16 protein-coding genes are annotated in these 17,673 nt (G+C 45.5%); 3 read left to right on the forward strand and 13 right to left on the reverse strand.

The window, feature by feature from the left end:
- Positions 1–8: 8 nt before the first annotated feature.
- The 4 genes from BSQ33_RS03860 to BSQ33_RS03875 form a co-directional block, all read right to left on the reverse strand.
- A complete protein-coding gene (locus tag BSQ33_RS03860) occupies positions 9–239 on the reverse strand; it encodes a FeoC-like transcriptional regulator (protein WP_088133313.1) in 231 nt (76 codons plus the stop codon).
- Positions 236–2,521, reverse strand: coding sequence for a Fe(2+) transporter permease subunit FeoB (gene feoB / locus BSQ33_RS03865; protein ID WP_088133314.1), 2,286 nt, complete (start codon positions 2,519–2,521; stop codon positions 236–238). Before feoB ends, BSQ33_RS03860 begins: the two co-directional genes overlap by 4 nt.
- Entirely contained in the window at positions 2,518–2,748 is a 231-nt protein-coding gene (locus tag BSQ33_RS03870; RefSeq protein WP_088133315.1) for a FeoA family protein, read from the reverse strand. Before BSQ33_RS03870 ends, feoB begins: the two co-directional genes overlap by 4 nt.
- A 188-nt stretch (positions 2,749–2,936) precedes the next feature.
- On the reverse strand, positions 2,937–3,830 hold the full coding sequence (locus tag BSQ33_RS03875; protein WP_420070624.1) for a zinc ABC transporter substrate-binding protein: 894 nt from the start codon (positions 3,828–3,830) through the stop codon (positions 2,937–2,939).
- A gap of 75 nt (positions 3,831–3,905) precedes the next feature.
- Between BSQ33_RS03875 and znuC the strand changes: the two genes are divergently transcribed.
- The gene (gene znuC / locus BSQ33_RS03880) at positions 3,906–4,694 is read left to right on the forward strand and encodes a zinc ABC transporter ATP-binding protein ZnuC (protein ID WP_088133317.1); all 789 of its coding nucleotides are present in this window, start codon (positions 3,906–3,908) and stop codon (positions 4,692–4,694) included.
- Entirely contained in the window at positions 4,687–5,472 is a 786-nt protein-coding gene (gene znuB, locus BSQ33_RS03885) for a zinc ABC transporter permease subunit ZnuB (RefSeq protein WP_088133318.1), read from the forward strand. The genes znuC and znuB overlap by 8 nt, the downstream gene beginning before the upstream one ends.
- A 61-nt stretch (positions 5,473–5,533) precedes the next feature.
- On the opposite strand, the gene sucD is transcribed toward znuB, so the two are convergent.
- From sucD to sdhC, 8 genes are all read right to left on the reverse strand, one after another.
- Entirely contained in the window at positions 5,534–6,406 is an 873-nt protein-coding gene (sucD, locus tag BSQ33_RS03890; protein WP_074371552.1) for a succinate--CoA ligase subunit alpha, read from the reverse strand.
- Entirely contained in the window at positions 6,406–7,572 is a 1,167-nt protein-coding gene (gene sucC / locus BSQ33_RS03895) for an ADP-forming succinate--CoA ligase subunit beta (protein ID WP_074371553.1), read from the reverse strand. The genes sucD and sucC overlap by 1 nt, the downstream gene beginning before the upstream one ends.
- 193 nt (positions 7,573–7,765) lie before the next feature.
- On the reverse strand, positions 7,766–8,974 hold the full coding sequence (gene odhB, locus BSQ33_RS03900; protein WP_088133319.1) for a 2-oxoglutarate dehydrogenase complex dihydrolipoyllysine-residue succinyltransferase: 1,209 nt from the start codon (positions 8,972–8,974) through the stop codon (positions 7,766–7,768).
- 27 nt (positions 8,975–9,001) lie between these two features.
- The gene (gene sucA / locus BSQ33_RS03905) at positions 9,002–11,815 is read right to left on the reverse strand and encodes a 2-oxoglutarate dehydrogenase E1 component (RefSeq protein ID WP_088133320.1); all 2,814 of its coding nucleotides are present in this window, start codon (positions 11,813–11,815) and stop codon (positions 9,002–9,004) included.
- 87 nt (positions 11,816–11,902) lie between these two features.
- Positions 11,903–12,613 carry a succinate dehydrogenase iron-sulfur subunit gene (locus BSQ33_RS03910; RefSeq protein WP_088133321.1) on the reverse strand — a complete coding sequence of 237 codons (711 nt, stop codon included), beginning with the start codon at positions 12,611–12,613 and terminating at the stop codon, positions 11,903–11,905.
- 15 nt (positions 12,614–12,628) lie between these two features.
- Positions 12,629–14,395, reverse strand: coding sequence for a succinate dehydrogenase flavoprotein subunit (sdhA, locus tag BSQ33_RS03915; RefSeq protein WP_088133322.1), 1,767 nt, complete (start codon positions 14,393–14,395; stop codon positions 12,629–12,631).
- A complete protein-coding gene (gene sdhD / locus BSQ33_RS03920; RefSeq protein WP_088133323.1) occupies positions 14,396–14,743 on the reverse strand; it encodes a succinate dehydrogenase, hydrophobic membrane anchor protein in 348 nt (115 codons plus the stop codon).
- Positions 14,737–15,129 (reverse strand): succinate dehydrogenase cytochrome b556 subunit, encoded by a 393-nt coding sequence (gene sdhC, locus BSQ33_RS03925; RefSeq protein WP_088133324.1) that lies wholly within the window; start codon positions 15,127–15,129, stop codon positions 14,737–14,739. Before sdhC ends, sdhD begins: the two co-directional genes overlap by 7 nt.
- 393 nt (positions 15,130–15,522) lie before the next feature.
- Here sdhC and BSQ33_RS03930 point away from each other — a divergent pair, with 393 nt between their 5' ends.
- Positions 15,523–16,812, forward strand: coding sequence for a citrate synthase (locus tag BSQ33_RS03930; protein ID WP_088133325.1), 1,290 nt, complete (start codon positions 15,523–15,525; stop codon positions 16,810–16,812).
- Between the two features lie 71 nt (positions 16,813–16,883).
- Here BSQ33_RS03930 and BSQ33_RS03935 read toward each other — a convergent pair whose 3' ends face one another.
- Complete coding sequence (locus BSQ33_RS03935) at positions 16,884–17,639, reverse strand: Nif3-like dinuclear metal center hexameric protein (protein ID WP_088133326.1); 756 nt, start codon at positions 17,637–17,639, stop codon at positions 16,884–16,886.
- Between the last annotated feature and the right edge of the window lie 34 nt (positions 17,640–17,673).

Consider the following 17,673-nt stretch of genomic DNA (forward strand, 5'->3'; position numbering starts at 1 on the left):
AAAGAACGTCAAAGAATGGCCGTCAGCGACAGCGCCTGAGGTGAATTGACCGCATAACGAATGCGCCGGACCTCACCACTTTTACTGGTATCGACAAAACGGGAAATGATCCCTTTTTTGACCCAAATGCCAAGCATGGCATCGATACCATCTTCACTGATTCGAAAATGACGGGCTAATATCGTACCGCTGGTTGTGCCATGCTGTTCCAGGTAACTTTTCAACTCATTCAAAATCATACGATTTGACGCTCAAAGTTTTTGATCACATCACCTTGATGCTTCAGCAAACGATATAAGCCCCATCCACCGATCAAGATGAACGACATCCACAACATACTTTGTAGTGGGTGTTGCATGATATTCATCGCTTGATAGAAAAATGTTGCCGAACAATAAGCTAATCCAAAAGTCCAGACGGCAATAAATCGAGCATATCGGGCACCAAACTCTCTGACATAAGCCCCCATCGCTGCCACACAAGGCGTATAGAGTAAAATAAAAATCAGATATGCAAACGCTGCGGAATGACTTTGAAAATAGTATTGCAGATTACTGTAGATCGATGAATCCACATCCTGCTCTGCAGCAGCAGATTGAGTATCGGATAAATCCCCGACTTCAATCCCCAAAGGATCAGAAAAACTCAACGACATCAGGTTATCAGGAATCGTTTGCAATGCCTCTTTCAGGCTCGCCAGTAAATCAAAATCACCAGAGTCATCTGACTGTGAGGAATATAGGTTATTCAATGTGCCAACGACGGCTTCTTTGGCAAAAATACCAGTCACAATTCCGACGGTCGCCGGCCAGTTTTCCTGTTTTATTCCTATTGGTGCAAATAGCGGTGTCACGTGTTGTGAAACTTTGGACAACACAGATGTATCACTGTCTTCATGACCGAAACTACCATCCGTTCCGACCGAATTTAAAAAACTCAGAATGGTCACCACAACGACAATGGTTTTTCCTGCACCTAATACAAACCGTTTTAATTTTTGCCACGTTTTAATCAGAATATTTTGTAGGGTCGGTAATTCATAGTCTGGGATTTCCATCACCATACTTTCACTACTGCCAGGATAAATCGTATGCCGTAACACAATGCCAGTGAAGACTGCTGCGACAATACCCAATAAATAGAGTGAAAATACAATATTCTGACCACTATGAGGGAAAAAAGCCGCAGCCAACAATGCATAAACTGGCAACCGGGCCCCACAAGACATAAAGGGAGCCATCGCAGCGGACAATCGTCTTTCTCTTTCCTGATCTAACGTTCGCGTCGCCATGATTGAAGGAACATTACAGCCGAATCCCAGAATAAGCGGCACAAAAGCTTTCCCTGGCAGGCCGATTTTCTGCATCACTTTGTCAAGGACGAACGCAGCCCGAGCCATATACCCTGAGCTTTCCAGCATGGCTAAAAACAGATAAAGACAAGCAATCACAGGAATGAAGGTCGCAACTGTTTGGATCCCCCCGCCCACACCATCGACTAACAATGTGACCAACCATACCGGGAGATGTTGATCCAATAAAGTATGCCCCCCATCAACCAACAAAGCGCCAACAGAAATATCAAAGAAATCGATAAAAGCACTCCCGATATTAATCGAGAACATAAACATCAGGTACATCACTAGAAAGAAAAAAGGAATACCAACCCACTTATTGAGCACCACTTGATCCACACGCTTAGTGAAGTTATGTCCTAACACACCTTGCTCACGACGAACATCCTGACATTGCTCATGTAACCATGTGTATTTGACATTCGCGACATGTAAGTCAACATCCAGAAGGCTATTCAGTTGCAGATCATTCAATTGTTGTCGGGCTGAATCGGATAAAAGATTGGTAATAAGGGTGTCACAGCCAAGTGCACGGATCGCGAGAGCACGATGCGAAACGACTTGTGATGTGTCTGTTTGTGATGAAAATAATGGCGTAACCGTCTCAATCATCGACTCAAATTGATCACCATAGTCCAGTCGTAATTCATTGAGAGTAATCCCCTGTACCAAGGTTTTGTCGAGACTCTCTTTCAACTGAACTACCTGCGATTTATTATTGGCAGAAATGGGATAAACCGGGCATCCCAGCAACCGCGTTAATCGTTTAACATCAATCGAGCGGCGCTCTCTTTTGAGCACATCCATTTTATTGAGCACGACAATCATCGGCCGACCAAGTTCACGCAACTGCAAGGTCATATACAAACTTCGCTCAAGACAGGTAACATCAACGACATTCAGAATGAGATCTGCCGGATGTGACAGTACCGCTTGTGATGCAATCGATTCATCAATACTGTGGCTATCGTTGCCACTATCCAATGCATAAATACCCGGTAAATCAGTGAGGGAGAATTCATTCCCAGAATAGCTATATTTCCCAGTTTTTTTCTCAACCGTGACACCAGCCCAGTTTCCGACCTGTTGACGCGCACCAGTTAAACCATTAAATAACGTTGTTTTACCGCTGTTTGGATTACCGACCGTTAAAATGTTGTATTTCATCCGATAATCTCCACTTGAATTGCCGTTGCAATTTTTTCTCTGATAGCCAGAGAGACACCACGCACTTCAATCTGAAGCGGGTCTCCCATCGGGGCCTTTCGAATCAAAAGGATCGGGGTTTCTGGCAAGATCCCCATAATCATTAACCGCTTTCGAACTTCCGTAGAAAGTTGGTGAAATCCTAAAATCGATGCGCGTTGACCGGGGTTTAACTGAGATAGGTTCATGGCTAATTCTTACTGGTATCATCTATGAGAAGCATTATCGTTATCAGATTTTAGTATACGCGTAAGTATTAGGGAAATTATTGAGAAGGATCAAAAGTAGACACAGTTCGAAGAATTCCAAAGTCTTCATTCATGCCGGAGGCTTTTACACGTGGTATAGCGAGCGCTATACCACGTCATTGGTTCAATTACTGCGCCATTTTAAAGCAGTTGGTATAACTCTGGCTCAAGCTGGTTAAAAAGCGGAAATAACTCCCTTTTGCCAGTGGTATGTCGGTTGCCAACGGATCAAGCGTTCCGACTTTGGCCGATGTCCCCCGAGTGACACTGGTAATCACGGAAGGCAAAAACTGAGGTTCAGAAAAAATACAAACGTTAGGCTGTTCTTTCAGTTTGGTCCGAATCTCAATCAAAGTCTTCGCGCCCGGTTTTCGTTCTGGGCTAACGGTAAAATGACCGATATTATTCAAATGATAATGGGCCTCAAAGTACTCATATGCATCGTGAAAAACGTAATAGGGATAGTGCTGATACGCAGCCAACTGCGTCTGAATCTGATTATCTGTTTTGGTTAACTGCGCCAGAAAATGAGTCAAATTTTCCTGATATTGTGTGGCATGATCCGGATCTTGTTGAATCAGACGCGCTGTGATAGCTTTGGCAACCACTCGAACCTGCTCAACGCCCAACCAGAAATGAGGATTGATATTGCCATGATGGTGATGACCATCATCATGATGTGACGCAGAAAAATGTCTGAACGGTACACCTTTGATGTGGCTAATCATCAATTGATTCGTTTGATGTGATAAGACTTTCGATAGAAAGGGTTCCAGCCCTTCCCCAAACCAGATGACCAGATCCGCCTGCTTGATCCGCTTTACATCCGAAGGACGAAGTGCATAATCATGCGGCGAAGTATTTGGCGCAAGCAGCACATCCGGTTGACTGACTCCTGCCATCAATTCGTAACTAATCATTTGAATCGGTTTGATACTGGTTAACACATTCAGTGCCCATACAGGGACTGATAGGCTCAACAGTAATGCGAATGTAGTGAGACGAAAGAACTTCATGGAAATTTATCCCCAGCTTATAGCTTCAATTTTTCACAAATGTTATATTATAACATTACCATTTTGCAAACGAGTTATTTCATGTCAACACTGATCGAACTACAAAATGTTTGCGTCGCATTCAACCAGAAAAACGTGTTAGACCATATCAGTCTCCGTGTCGAGTCAGGAACAATCACAACCCTTATTGGCCCGAATGGTGCGGGAAAATCAACACTGGTCAAAGTCTTGCTAGGACTTCAATCGATTCAATCAGGGCAAATCACACGTTCACCTCGACTGAAGATTGGTTATGTACCACAAAAGCTTCGACTGGATGAAACGTTACCGCTGAACGTCCAGCGCTTTTTGAAACTTGCCGGGCGCTATAGTCGCCAAGAGCTGAATGATGCCCTGACACTAGTGGGAGCCGCACACCTCACTCATAGCAGTATGCACCATTTGTCAGGCGGGGAGACACAGCGTGTTTTACTGGCTCGGGCATTACTACAACGCCCGGACATTTTAGTACTCGATGAGCCAACTCAGGGTGTTGATGTTCAGGGCCAGATTGATCTATATGAATTAATCCAAATGCTGAGACAACGGTTCGGCTGTGCCATTTTTATGGTGTCTCATGATCTCCATTTAGTTATGGCGCAAACAGACCATGTGATCTGTCTTCAGCACCATATCTGCTGCCATGGTGCCCCCGCAGATATTACCCAACATCCCAACTATATTGCCTTGTTTGGTCAATCACGCCATGAAGAATCTCTGGCTTTTTACCATCACCAGCATCAACATCACCATGATCTAGCCGGACAACCGGTCTCTGGTGATGCGACACAATGTAACCACCACACTCACGGACATCATCACCATGGTTGAGATTATACTTCCTGCCATTCTGGCAGGAATCGGGATAGCTTTGATCGCTGGTCCGCTTGGCTCTTTTGTTGTATGGCGGAAAATGGCCTATTTCGGCGATACATTAGCGCATGCTTCTTTGATGGGGTTAGCATTTGGCTTTTTACTGGATATCAACCTAAACCTCGCACTCTTGGTATGTTGTTTAGCAATTGCAGCGATTTTAGTCGTTCTACAAAGACAGAAATTCATTGCGACAGATACCCTGTTGGGCATCCTTGCACATAGTTCCCTCTCGGTCGGTTTGATTGCTGTGAGTTTTCTGAATGATGTCCGGATTGATCTGATGAGCTATCTGTTTGGCGATTTACTCGCAGTCACCCCCAGTGATTTATATTTTATCTGGGGAGGCGTCTTGGTGATTGCGACGTTGCTTTACTTTATCTGGCGACCGTTACTCTCTTCGACTGTGAATGAAGAACTCGCTTCCGTCGAAGGGACCAATACCGATTTGATGCAGCTATTATTAATGCTGATGGTGGGCCTCGTGATTGCTGTCGGTATGAAATTCGTCGGTGCGCTGATCATTACTTCATTATTAATTATTCCGGCAGCTGGTGCCCGACGTTTATCGACGACACCGGAACAAATGGCGATGATTGCATCGGCAATTGGCATGATCGCTGTTTTAAGCGGGCTCTATTTATCCTGGGAGTTTGACACACCGGCAGGCCCGTCAGTGGTTATCTCTGCCAGTTGTTTATTTATTCTGAGCCACTTAGTCAAAAATAAAGCGTAAAAAAATCCCCCTCAAATCATGAGGGGGATTTTCCTTACTCATTCGAACGAACTAGAAATACTTACCAGCCCGTCACATCTCTTAAAGCTTGACCGATGTTGGCAAGACTTTTTACGGTTTTCACACCCGCAGCTTCAAGTGCAGCGAATTTCTCATCTGCGGTTCCTTTCCCACCAGAGATAATAGCGCCAGCATGTCCCATCCGTTTACCCGGAGGTGCAGTGACACCAGCAATGTAAGAAACAACTGGTTTAGTCACATGATCTTTAATAAACGCAGCCGCTTCTTCTTCAGCCGTGCCGCCGATTTCACCAATCATGACAATTGCTTCTGTCTCTGGGTCGTCTTGGAACAACTTCAGAATGTCGATAAAGTTAGACCCTGGAATTGGGTCGCCACCGATACCAACACATGTAGATTGACCAAATCCTTCATCTGTCGTCTGTTTCACAGCTTCATAAGTCAATGTGCCAGAACGAGAAACAATTCCCACTTTACCTTTCTTATGAATATGCCCAGGCATAATGCCGATTTTGCACTCATCCGGAGTGATCACACCTGGACAGTTTGGACCAATCATGCGAACGCCCGCTTCATCCAGACGAACTTTCACATCTAACAGGTCAAGCGTCGGGATGCCTTCGGTAATCGTGACAATCAGTTCGATACCCGCATCAATTGCTTCTAGAATGGCATCTTTACAGAAAGGTGCCGGAACATAGATAACAGATGCCGTCGCACCAGTGGCTTCAACCGCTTCACGAACAGTATTGAACACTGGTAGACCTAAATGAGTTTGACCGCCTTTGCCCGGTGATACGCCACCGACCATTTGTGTGCCATACGCAACCGCCTGCTCGGAGTGGAAAGTCCCTTGTCCGCCAGTAAATCCTTGGCAGATCACTTTGGTCTCTTTATTTATCAATACAGACATTATTTACCCTCCGCAGCAGCTACAACTTTCTCAGCAGCTTCAGTTAACGAAGTTGCAGCAATAATGTTCAATCCACTCTCATCCAGCTTCTTCGTACCAAGTTCAGCGTTATTCCCTTCAAGACGAACCACGACCGGAACAGAAACACCAACCTCTTCAACGGCACCGATAATACCGTCAGCAATCAGGTCACAACGCACGATACCACCGAAGATATTCACCAGAACAGCTTGTACATTGCTGTCGGAAAGAATAATTTTGAAGGCTTCCGTAACACGCTCTTTAGTTGCACCGCCACCAACATCCAAGAAGTTAGCCGGGCTACCGCCATGCAGGTTAACGATATCCATCGTTCCCATTGCTAAGCCGGCACCATTGACCATACAACCGATATTACCATCGAGAGCAACGTAGTTAAGCTCCCATTGAGCAGCATGAGCTTCACGCTCATCTTCCTGTGAAGGATCGTGCATCTCTCTCAGTTTTGGCTGACGATACAATGCATTCGAGTCAATATTGATTTTCCCGTCGAGGCAAAGCAGATTATCGTCTCCGGTAATAATCAGCGGGTTAATTTCAAGTAGTGCCAGATCATACTGACTGAACATTTCACCAAGACCCATGAAGATTTTGACGAATTGTTTAATCTGATCCCCTTTCAGACCCAGCTTAAATGCCAGTTCACGTCCCTGATAAGGTTGTGGACCAACAAGCGGATCGATAGCAGCTTTATGAATCAGTTCTGGTGTTTCCTCTGCCACTTTCTCAATTTCAACGCCACCTTCAGTCGATGCCATAAAGACAACACGACGGCTGGAGCGATCCACCACAGCACCAAGATAAAGTTCGTTGGCAATATCAGATGCCGCTTCAACTAAGATTTTTGTAACTGGCTGACCATTCGCATCAGTTTGGTAAGTCACCAAGTTCTTGCCGAGCCAATTCTGGGCGAAATCACGAATACCATCTTTTGTATCGTGTAGTTCAACGCCACCGGCTTTTCCCCGGCCACCCGCGTGAACCTGACATTTTACGACCCATTTTGTCCCGCCAATTTTACCCGTGGCTTCAGCAGCTTCCTGTGGGGTGCTGCACGCATAACCATCGGGAACCGGCAGACCAAATTCTGCAAAGAGCTGTTTGGCTTGATATTCATGCAAATTCATTGTGCTATTCCGTTGTATATTATTTTTCATTCAATTTCGTTTCAACGAAACGAAACATTTTGCAGGGTACTCAGTACGCGCTGAAACATGACGGCATGTTTATTTCCATACATGCTGACAACACAAGACCAGGTGTTGAGCAACCCAGCCGGCATGGCAGATATCTGGAAGAAGATATCTGCCATCTCATTAATTACACATCCAACAGCAAGCGTGTCGGATCTTCCAGCAATTCTTTAATTGTGACGAGGAATCCTACGGATTCACGGCCATCAATCAGACGGTGATCATAAGAAAGAGCCAGATACATCATCGGCAAAATTTCTACTTTGCCATTGACCGCCATCGGACGCTCTTGGATTTTATGCATACCAAGAATCGCTGCCTGAGGTGGGTTGATGATTGGTGTTGACATTAAAGAGCCGAACACACCACCGTTTGTCACCGTAAAGTTACCACCTGTCAGTTCTTCTACGGTTAACTTGCCGTCCCGTCCTTTTTCTGCCAGCGCTTTGATTCCCTTCTCGATCTCGGCAACACTCAACATATCGCAGTCTTTCAGCACAGGAGTCACCAAACCACGCGGTGTTGACACAGCGATACTGATATCGAAGAAATTATGGTAAACAATATCGCTGCCATCAATAGAAGCATTAACTTCAGGATAACGTTTCAGCGCTTCTGTAACCGCCTTAATGTAGAACGACATAAAACCAAGACGGATATCATGTCTTTTCTCAAACAGGTCTTTGTACTGTTTACGCAGATCCATGATTGGTTTCATGTTGACTTCATTGAAAGTCGTCAACATGGCAGTACTGTTTTTCGCTTCCAGTAATCGTTCAGCAACACGTTTACGCAAACGAGTCATCGGAACACGCTTTTCGCTTCTTGCTGCGGCAGGTACAGCAACCGCTTCTTGTTGCTCGGCTGTTGAAGCTTTTGACGCTGACGCCAGATATGCTTCGACATCTTCACGGGTAATCCGGCCGCCAACACCAGAACCTTTGACCTGAGATACCTCAAGGCCATGTTCGGCCATCAAACGGCGTACTGCAGGACTCAATGCGTCATTGGTCTCTTCATTCAGGTTCGCTTTATGGCGTTTGTCCGGCGAAGGCTGCGTCGATGTTGTTTTCTCAGACGTTGGCTCACCTGCAACAGCACCGGGCTTAAGGAGCCCCAGCAATTGCTTTGATAGTACCGTGGCGCCTTCCTCTTCAGAAATCGACTCAAGCACACCCGCTTCTGGCGCAGGCACTTCTAAAACGACTTTGTCTGTTTCGATTTCAACGAGGACTTCATCACGCTCAACCGCATCACCCGCTTTTTTATGCCAAGTTGCTACGGTTGCATCTGCTACCGATTCAGGTAAATCCGGAACCAGAATTTCAACTGTCATATTTATTTTTCCTTTTATTTCTAGTTCTTAATCTAGTGTCAACGCATCATCAACGAGCGCTTTCTGCTGCTTCAAGTGAACCGACATGTAACCAACGGCCGGAGAAGCCGATGCAGGGCGTCCTGCATATTTCAGTTCAGCACCAGCAGGAATTGCGGCTCGGAAATTATGTTGGCTGCTATACCATGCACCCTGATTTTGTGGTTCTTCCTGACACCAGACATAATCCACAACATTGGTATAAGGGGCAATGGCAGCCCGAACATCTTCCAGCGGGAACGGATACAATTGCTCGATACGGACAATCGCGACATCCTCTTGCTCATTGTTACGTCGCTGTGCCAGCAAATCGTAATAGACCTTACCGGAACAGAAAACAACGCGTTTCACCTGAGCAGCATCGAGTTCATCGACTTCCGGAATCGCTGGCTGGAAAGTACCACTCGCCAAATCTTCCATTGAAGAAACGCACAGTGGATGACGCAACAGGGATTTCGGTGACATCACAATTAAAGGACGACGCATCGGACGAATCACCTGACGTCTTAGCATGTGATAAACCTGAGCCGGTGTAGAAGGCACGATCACCTGCATATTTTGCTCAGCGCAAAGTTGCAGGTAACGTTCGAGACGAGCAGAAGAGTGCTCTGGTCCCTGTCCTTCATAACCATGCGGCAATAACATTGTAATACCGCATAAACGCGCCCATTTCTGTTCGCCAGAAGAAATAAACTGGTCAATAACAACCTGAGCACCATTGGCAAAATCACCAAATTGCGCTTCCCAGATCGTTAAACCACCGGGTTCAGCTGTCGCGTAACCATATTCAAAAGCCAGAACTGCTTCTTCAGATAACACGGAATCAATGACTTGGAATGGCCCTTGATTACTGTGAAGATTCTTCAGCGGCACATAAGTACTGGCATCATGTTGGTTGTGCAATACAGAGTGACGGTGGAAGAATGTTCCTCGTCCTGAATCCTGACCAGAGATCCGGATCCGATGACCATCATCAACCAATGTTGCATAGGCCAGAATCTCTGCCATCCCCCAGTCCAGTAATTTTTCACCGTTAATCATCGCCAGACGATCGGTGTAAATTTTCTCGACTCGGCTTTGTAATTGATGACTTTCCGGATACAGACAAACACGCTTACCAATGTCTTTCAGTCGTTCTAAGTCAAATTCGTTCTTCCACACTTCATCCCATTCATGAGACAAGTAAGGTGACCAGTCAACCGAATGCATTGCCATGGGACGCCATTCTTTCACAACAACTTCACCATGATCCAAAGCATCTCGATATTCATTGACGGCCTGAGTCACGAATTCGGCATCAACATCCTGACGTTCAATCAGCAAATCGCCATACAATTTACGCGGTGTCGGATGCTTTTTAATTTTCTGGTACATTAACGGCTGAGTCGCATTGGGCTCATCCGCTTCGTTGTGACCATGGCGGCGATAACAAACCAAATCAATCACAACATCCTGACGGAATGTATTTCGATAATCCAATGCAATATGGGAGACAAATGCAACCGCTTCCGGATCGTCGGCATTGACGTGGAAAATAGGCGCCTGAACCATTTTTGCAATATCAGTACAATACATGGTCGAACGGGTATCTCGAGGGTTCGAGGTGGTAAATCCAACTTGGTTGTTAATTACGATACGTACCGTACCACCAACCTGATAGCCACGAGCCTGAGACATGTTGAATGTTTCCGCAACCACGCCTTGACCAGTAATGGCTGAATCACCATGAATGGTAATCGGCAGCACTTTTGTACCATCTTTATCACCCAATCGATCCTGACGAGCCCGGACTGACCCCATCACAACAGGGTTAACGATTTCCAGATGTGAAGGGTTAAACGCCAGCGCTAAGTGGATATTTCCACCCGGGGTTGCAAAATCAGCTGAGAATCCCTGATGGTATTTCACATCACCGGTTCCCCAAGTTTCATCATGCTTACCGGCAAACTCATCAAATAAATCCTGAGGACGCTTCCCTAAGACGTTGACCAGCATGTTCAGACGCCCACGGTGAGCCATCCCAACAACAGCTTCGCGCATTCCTTGAGAACCTGCACGACGGATCAACTCTTTCATCATCGGAATGAGTGCGTCTCCGCCTTCCAGAGAGAAGCGTTTTGCTCCGGGGAATTTAGCCCCCAGATAGCGCTCCAGACCTTCAGCAGCAGTCAATTCTTCAAGGAAAGTGATTTGCTCTTCTTTAGTAAAGGATGGCTGGCCGACAACCGACTCAAGACGCTGCTGAATCCAACGCTTTTGTTCGGTATTGGTCATGTGCATATATTCTGCACCGATAGAACCACAGTAGATTTGATTCAGAGACTCATAAATGTCCTTAAGCTTCATGGTCTCCTGACCTATCGCAAAAGAACCGACATTAAATGTCTCTTCCATGTCTTCGGGGTTAAGATTATGAAATGAGGGAGCAAGCTCAGCCACTGTCGGCCGTTGCCATATACCGAGAGGGTCTAATTGAGCCGCTTCATGACCGCGAAAGCGGTACGCGTTAATTAACTGTAATACTTTTACTTGTTTTGCATCGACATCGGGGTCACTAACTTGGACATTGTAATGCTTTGTCTCTTGAGCGAGTCGACGGAAGTAGTCACGGATACGTGAATGCGGTTGTTCAACCACATTACTCTCATCAGAGCGCGAAAGCCCCTCAAAAACACGTCTCCACTCCTCACTTACCAGGTCGGGATCACTTAAATAGAGTTCGTAGAGATCTTCTACGTACGTTGCATTGGCGCCAGCCAAGTGTGAAGACTCGAGCCATGCCTTCATCACGCCGTTGTGCATATTTTCCCTTTACCAGTAGTTTTCACATTTTGCTACGGTCTACGCCGAGCTCTGAAAATGCAGGTCCGAAGACCTGCAAACCATCATCTAAACAGAACGTTTAATCAACATTGATTTAATATGACCAATTGCTTTCGTTGGATTAAGACCTTTCGGACAAACACTGACACAATTCATAATGCCGTGGCAACGGAAAACACTAAACGCATCGTCAAGATTAGACAAGCGTTCATCTGTTGCTGTATCACGACTGTCAATCAACCAACGATAAGCAGCCAACAGTCCGGCTGGTCCGATGAATTTATCCGGATTCCACCAGAATGAAGGGCAGGAGGTCGTACAACACGCACACATAATACATTCATACAATCCATCCAAATGTTCACGGTCTTCAGGAGACTGTAAATTTTCTCTGGATGGCGGTAAATTCCCATCAGAAATCAGATAGGGCTTCACTTTTGCGTAATTATCGTAGAACTGTGTCATGTCAACGATCAAGTCCCGAATTACCGGCAGCCCCGGTAATGGTCGAATGACAATCTTATCGCCTGACAAAGCTGATAACGGTGTAATACAGGCAAGGCCATTTTTGCCATTCATGTTCAAACCGTCAGAACCACAGACGCCTTCCCGACATGAACGACGAAATGCAATCGAAGGATCCTGCTCTTTCAGCAGAATCAATGCATCCAGTACCATCATATCCGAACCTTCAGGAACGTCCAGTGTATAGTCCTTCATGTAGGGCTTTTTATCCACATCCGGATTATAGCGATACAGAGAGAAGTTAAGTTTCATCACATTGTCCTCCCCTTAGTATGTACGAATCTTGGGTGGAAAGGCATCACGATGAACAGGTGTCATATTGACATGACGCTTACTCATCTGTTCAGTTTCCGGGTTATAAATCGAGTGGCACAACCAATTCTCATCATCACGGTCTGGATAATCAAAGCGAGCATGAGCACCACGACTCTCGGTCCGATAATTGGCAGCAACAGCTGTCGAATAGGCGGTTTCCATCAGGTTATCCAGCTCTAAGCACTCAACACGCTGAGTATTAAATTCACTGGATTTATCTGCAAGATGCGCTTCTTTCAAACGTTCACGAATCACTTTGAGTTCTTTCAGACCATCAGCCATGGCATCTCCTTCGCGGAATACCGAGAAGTTATGCTGCATACATTCCTGAAGGTCTTTCCGGATTTGCACCGGATCTTCGCCACCCTTGCTATTTTCCCAACGCATGTAGCGAGACAGAGATGCTTCAATATCTGATTCTGTTACATCACGCGCTTCAACCTGAGCCGCCAATGTTTCACCAAGATGGAGCCCTGTCGCGCGGCCGAAAACAACCAAATCCAGTAGTGAGTTTCCACCCAGACGATTTGCACCATGCACAGAGACAGATGCAATCTCACCGCAAGCAAACAGCCCCTGAACGTCGATATCATGACCGGAAATATCTTGTTTCACCGCTTGGCCTGAGACCTGAGTCGGCACACCCCCCATCATATAGTGACAAGTTGGAATAACCGGAATCGGTTCTTTGACTGGATCAACATGCGCAAACGTCCGGGAAAGCTCACAGATACCCGGTAAACGAGATTCCAGAACTTCTTTACCCAGATGGTCGAGTTTCAGCTTAATATGAGTTCCCCATGGGCCATCACATCCTCGCCCTTCTCGAATTTCAATCATCATTGAACGGGCAACAACATCACGACCAGCCAAATCTTTCGCATTTGGCGCGTAGCGCTCCATAAAACGCTCACCATCTTTATTCAGCAGGTAACCCCCTTCGCCTCGGCAACCTTCAGTCACCAAAACACCGGCACCAGCAATTCCGGTGGGATGGAATTGCCACATTTCCATATCCTGCATCGGTACACCGGCACGTAATGCCATACCAACACCATCACCAGTATTAATATGAGCATTTGTTGTTGAAGCGTAGATACGTCCAGCACCACCTGTCGCCAGAATGGTCGCCTTCGACTTGAAGTAACACACTTCACCGGTTTCCATGCACAGAGCAGTACACCCCATCACAACACCATCTTGGTTTTTCACCAAGTCTAGGGCATACCATTCTGAGAAGATCGTTGTTTTATGCTTGATGTTCTGTTGATACAAGGTATGGAGTAAAGCATGACCAGTACGGTCTGCTGCTGCGGCAGTTCTTGCGGCTTGCTCACCACCAAATTCTTTTGACTGACCGCCAAAAGGACGTTGATAGATAGAGCCATCCTCAAAACGGGAAAATGGCAGTCCCATTTTTTCTAATTCAATAACAGACTCTGGACCGTTCTTACACATGTACTCGATCGCATTTTGGTCACCGATATAATCGGAACCTTTTACGGTATCGTACATATGCCATTGCCAATTATCTTGATGCGAATTTCCTAACGCAACAGTAATACCGCCTTGAGCAGAAACGGTATGAGAACGAGTAGGAAATACTTTAGATAGCAAAGCACAAGACAGGCCTTGCTCTGAAATTTGTAGTGCAGCTCTCATGCCTGCACCACCAGCGCCGATCACAACGGCATCAAATTCTCGAACTGGAATAGTCACTTAAGCACCCCACAATACAAACAGGCCAGAGAAAAAATATCCAAATAACACAGCAATCACGGCAAGCTGTAGCAAAGCACGTAACGGTGTGGATTTCACATAATCCGTCAGAACCTGCCACAAACCGATCCAGCCGTGAATCAGAACACTCACGAGGGCAATCATTGTGAAGACTTTTGTAAAGGTACCACTCCAGAAATCAAACCATAGTTGATAAGTAATATCACCGGAGAAAGCAAAAAAACAAACAAGATAAACGGTATACAGGGCCATCAGAATTGCGGTTGCACGAACAAGTAAAAAGTCGTGAACCCCATTACGCCCTACAGATGAAACATGCTTTACCATACCATGACTCCTGCAAGCAGAGATAAAACGACAGTAACAGCAAATGAAATTTTTGCTGTTTGAGTGCCAGATTCCAACTCTTCAAAGTAACCTAGGTCCATGATCAAATGGCGAATACCACCGACAATATGGTAAGACAATGCTGTCAATATCCCCCACAGGATAAACTTCACGAAGAAGCCACCTACAAGTTCAGATGCATATTGAAAACCTTCCGGAGAAGATAACGAAACAGACAACAACCACAGTAAAATTCCGATAGCTACAAAAGTGATTACACCTGAAACACGATGAAGAATAGATGCAATCGCAGTGATCGGAAAGCGGATGGTCTGCAAATCAAGATTTACGGGTCTTAAATTTCTTTCTTTCACAGGCTTGCTCACTCAGCTCCTCATTGAGCATTATTGTTATAAACGAAGAGTCAGCCCTAACTGATAAGTTTTAACAATATTTATACAACTATAAGTAAGAAACGGACAAAAATTGATAAAAACTTGTTAAAAATTGGTTAAGAAATGTAACATAAATTTTCTTACTGGTCACTTCTTATACAGTCCAGACTGACTGGATTCCCAGCCAATATAAGGCTCGCAACATTCTAATACAATTAACGTAACAATTTTTGCTACATAGAACATATTTTTAACTTAATTCGCGCAAAAAACGCAATTGAGTGCACACATCGCAGGAGAAGAATTGACTTTAATAAAATCAGGAGTTAAATATTCATTCGCAAACATCCTGGACGGATTAAATAATAAACAAAGGAGATTGTTATGGCAGATAAGAAAGCGACCCTTCATGTTGAAGGCAAAGCGCCAATCGAGCTGCCAATTATCAACGGTTCTATGGGACCTGAGGTAATTGATGTTCGACAACTGGGAGCAAACGGGTACTTTACTTATGATCCTGGTTTTCTTGCCACTGCATCTTGTGAATCTCAAATCACCTACATCGATGGTAACAAAGGTGTGCTACTGCATCGTGGTTATCCTATCGATCAATTAGCGAATAACGCAGACTATCTGGAAGTCTGTTATATTCTTCTTTATGGTGAAGCCCCAAACAGGAAGCAATACTCAGAGTTTAAAAATACAATTTCGCGCCATACGATGGTTCATGAGCAAATCGCTAGCTTCTTTCACGGTTTCCGACGAGATGCTCACCCAATGGCAGTCATGGTAGGTGTTGTCGGCGCACTTGCTGCGTTCTATCATGATTCTCTAGATATCAACAACGATAGTCACCGAGAGATTGCTGCATATCGTCTTCTCTCAAAAATGCCGACACTGGCATCCATGTGTTATAAATACTCTGTCGGCCAACCATTCATTTATCCTCGCAACGACTTAGGTTATGCGGAAAACTTCCTTCATATGATGTTCGCAACACCATGTGAAGAGTATGAAGTCAATCCAATTGTTGCGCGGGCAATGGATAAAATTTTCACCCTGCACGCTGATCATGAACAAAATGCTTCAACGTCAACAGTTCGTCTGGCCGGTTCATCCGGTGCAAACCCATTTGCATGTATTGCAGCGGGGATTGCCTCGTTATGGGGGCCAGCTCATGGTGGCGCGAATGAAGCGTGTCTGCGAATGCTTGAAGAAATCGGCAGTGTCGATCGCATTCCTGAATTCGTTGCACGGGCGAAAGATAAGGATGACCCATTCCGCCTGATGGGCTTCGGTCACCGGGTTTACAAAAACTATGACCCCCGTGCGACTGTAATGCGTGAGTCCTGTCATGAAGTATTGAAAGAACTGAATATCGACGATCCATTACTGGATGTCGCAATGGAATTGGAAAGAATTGCTTTGTCTGACGACTACTTTGTCGATAAGAAACTTTACCCGAACGTTGATTTCTACTCGGGTATCATTTTGAAAGCAATCGGTATTCCTATTTCTATGTTTACTGTAATTTTCGCGCTGTCGCGAACCATCGGTTGGATTGCTCACTGGAATGAAATGCACAGTGATCCTGAAAGTCGCATTGGTCGCCCTCGTCAGCTATATACCGGATATAAACTTCGCGATTTTTCACCACTACACGAACGTGAATAATAAAATCCAGATGTTTGCATAAATCAAAGGGCAGGTTGATCAACCTGCCCTTTTGATTCTAACCTGTCTAATTAGACAGGATTATCAATATCAACAAACTCAACCGCTATATTTTGAGTTTGGGACAACCATTCCCCTAACGCTTTGACACCATAACGTTCGGTGGCATGATGCCCAGCAGAAAAATAGTGAATCCCCTGCTCTCGGGCACTATGTGTGGTCCTTTCAGAAATTTCACCCGAAATAAAAGCATCCATCCCCTTGGCCGCAGCTAAATCAATGAAGTCTTGTCCCCCACCGGTACACCATCCAACCGTGGATATCAATTGATCTTCACCTGACGCAATATGCAGCGGTTCCCGTTGTAATACGGTTGCTATCCTACGGCTCAAATCCGTACCACTTATCGGCTCTTTGAAAGCCCCATACATCGCCACAGACTGCTCGTGGCCTTCTAAGCCACCAATCACATCAATTTCTAATAACCGAGCCAGACAAGCGTTGTTCCCCAACTCAGGGTGAATATCCAGTGGTAAGTGATAAGCGTACAGATTGATGTCATGCTGGATTAAACGCCGAATCCGTTTCCCTTTCATGCCTCGAATCGGTTCGGGCTCCCGCTTCCAAAAATAACCATGGTGTACCAGAATAGCATCGGCTTGCAGCGCAATCGCTTTTTCAATCAAGGCCTGAGAAGCCGTAACACCGGTGACAATTTTGGTGATTTCGGCACGACCTTCAATTTGCAATCCATTCGGACTGTAATCCTGAATTAAATCGGGACGCAGTTTCTCGTGGAGTAATGCTTCGAGTTCAAGATTATTCATGGTTCTTCCCGCTTTTGAGATAAGTGCTAGGCAG

Origin of the sequence: Vibrio gazogenes (assembly GCF_002196515.1) — a bacterium.
Taxonomy (GTDB): Bacteria; Pseudomonadota; Gammaproteobacteria; order Enterobacterales; family Vibrionaceae; genus Vibrio; species Vibrio gazogenes_A.

What these genes read in the sequence shown, in the direction of transcription:
- BSQ33_RS03910 (WP_088133321.1), bottom strand. Translation starts at nt 12,613, where the DNA reads ATGAAACTTAACTTCTCTCTGTATCGCTATAATCCGGATGTGGATAAA.
- BSQ33_RS03930 (WP_088133325.1), top strand. Translation starts at nt 15,523, where the DNA reads ATGGCAGATAAGAAAGCGACCCTTCATGTTGAAGGCAAAGCGCCAATC.
- BSQ33_RS03860 (WP_088133313.1), bottom strand. Translation starts at nt 239, where the DNA reads ATGATTTTGAATGAGTTGAAAAGTTACCTGGAACAGCATGGCACAACC.
- znuC (WP_088133317.1), top strand. Translation starts at nt 3,906, where the DNA reads ATGTCAACACTGATCGAACTACAAAATGTTTGCGTCGCATTCAACCAG.
- sdhD (WP_088133323.1), bottom strand. Translation starts at nt 14,743, where the DNA reads ATGGTAAAGCATGTTTCATCTGTAGGGCGTAATGGGGTTCACGACTTT.
- BSQ33_RS03870 (WP_088133315.1), bottom strand. Translation starts at nt 2,748, where the DNA reads ATGAACCTATCTCAGTTAAACCCCGGTCAACGCGCATCGATTTTAGGA.
- sucC (WP_074371553.1), bottom strand. Translation starts at nt 7,572, where the DNA reads ATGAATTTGCATGAATATCAAGCCAAACAGCTCTTTGCAGAATTTGGT.
- odhB (WP_088133319.1), bottom strand. Translation starts at nt 8,974, where the DNA reads ATGACAGTTGAAATTCTGGTTCCGGATTTACCTGAATCGGTAGCAGAT.
- sucA (WP_088133320.1), bottom strand. Translation starts at nt 11,815, where the DNA reads ATGCACAACGGCGTGATGAAGGCATGGCTCGAGTCTTCACACTTGGCT.
- sucD (WP_074371552.1), bottom strand. Translation starts at nt 6,406, where the DNA reads ATGTCTGTATTGATAAATAAAGAGACCAAAGTGATCTGCCAAGGATTT.
- feoB (WP_088133314.1), bottom strand. Translation starts at nt 2,521, where the DNA reads ATGAAATACAACATTTTAACGGTCGGTAATCCAAACAGCGGTAAAACA.
- BSQ33_RS03935 (WP_088133326.1), bottom strand. Translation starts at nt 17,639, where the DNA reads ATGAATAATCTTGAACTCGAAGCATTACTCCACGAGAAACTGCGTCCC.
- znuB (WP_088133318.1), top strand. Translation starts at nt 4,687, where the DNA reads ATGGTTGAGATTATACTTCCTGCCATTCTGGCAGGAATCGGGATAGCT.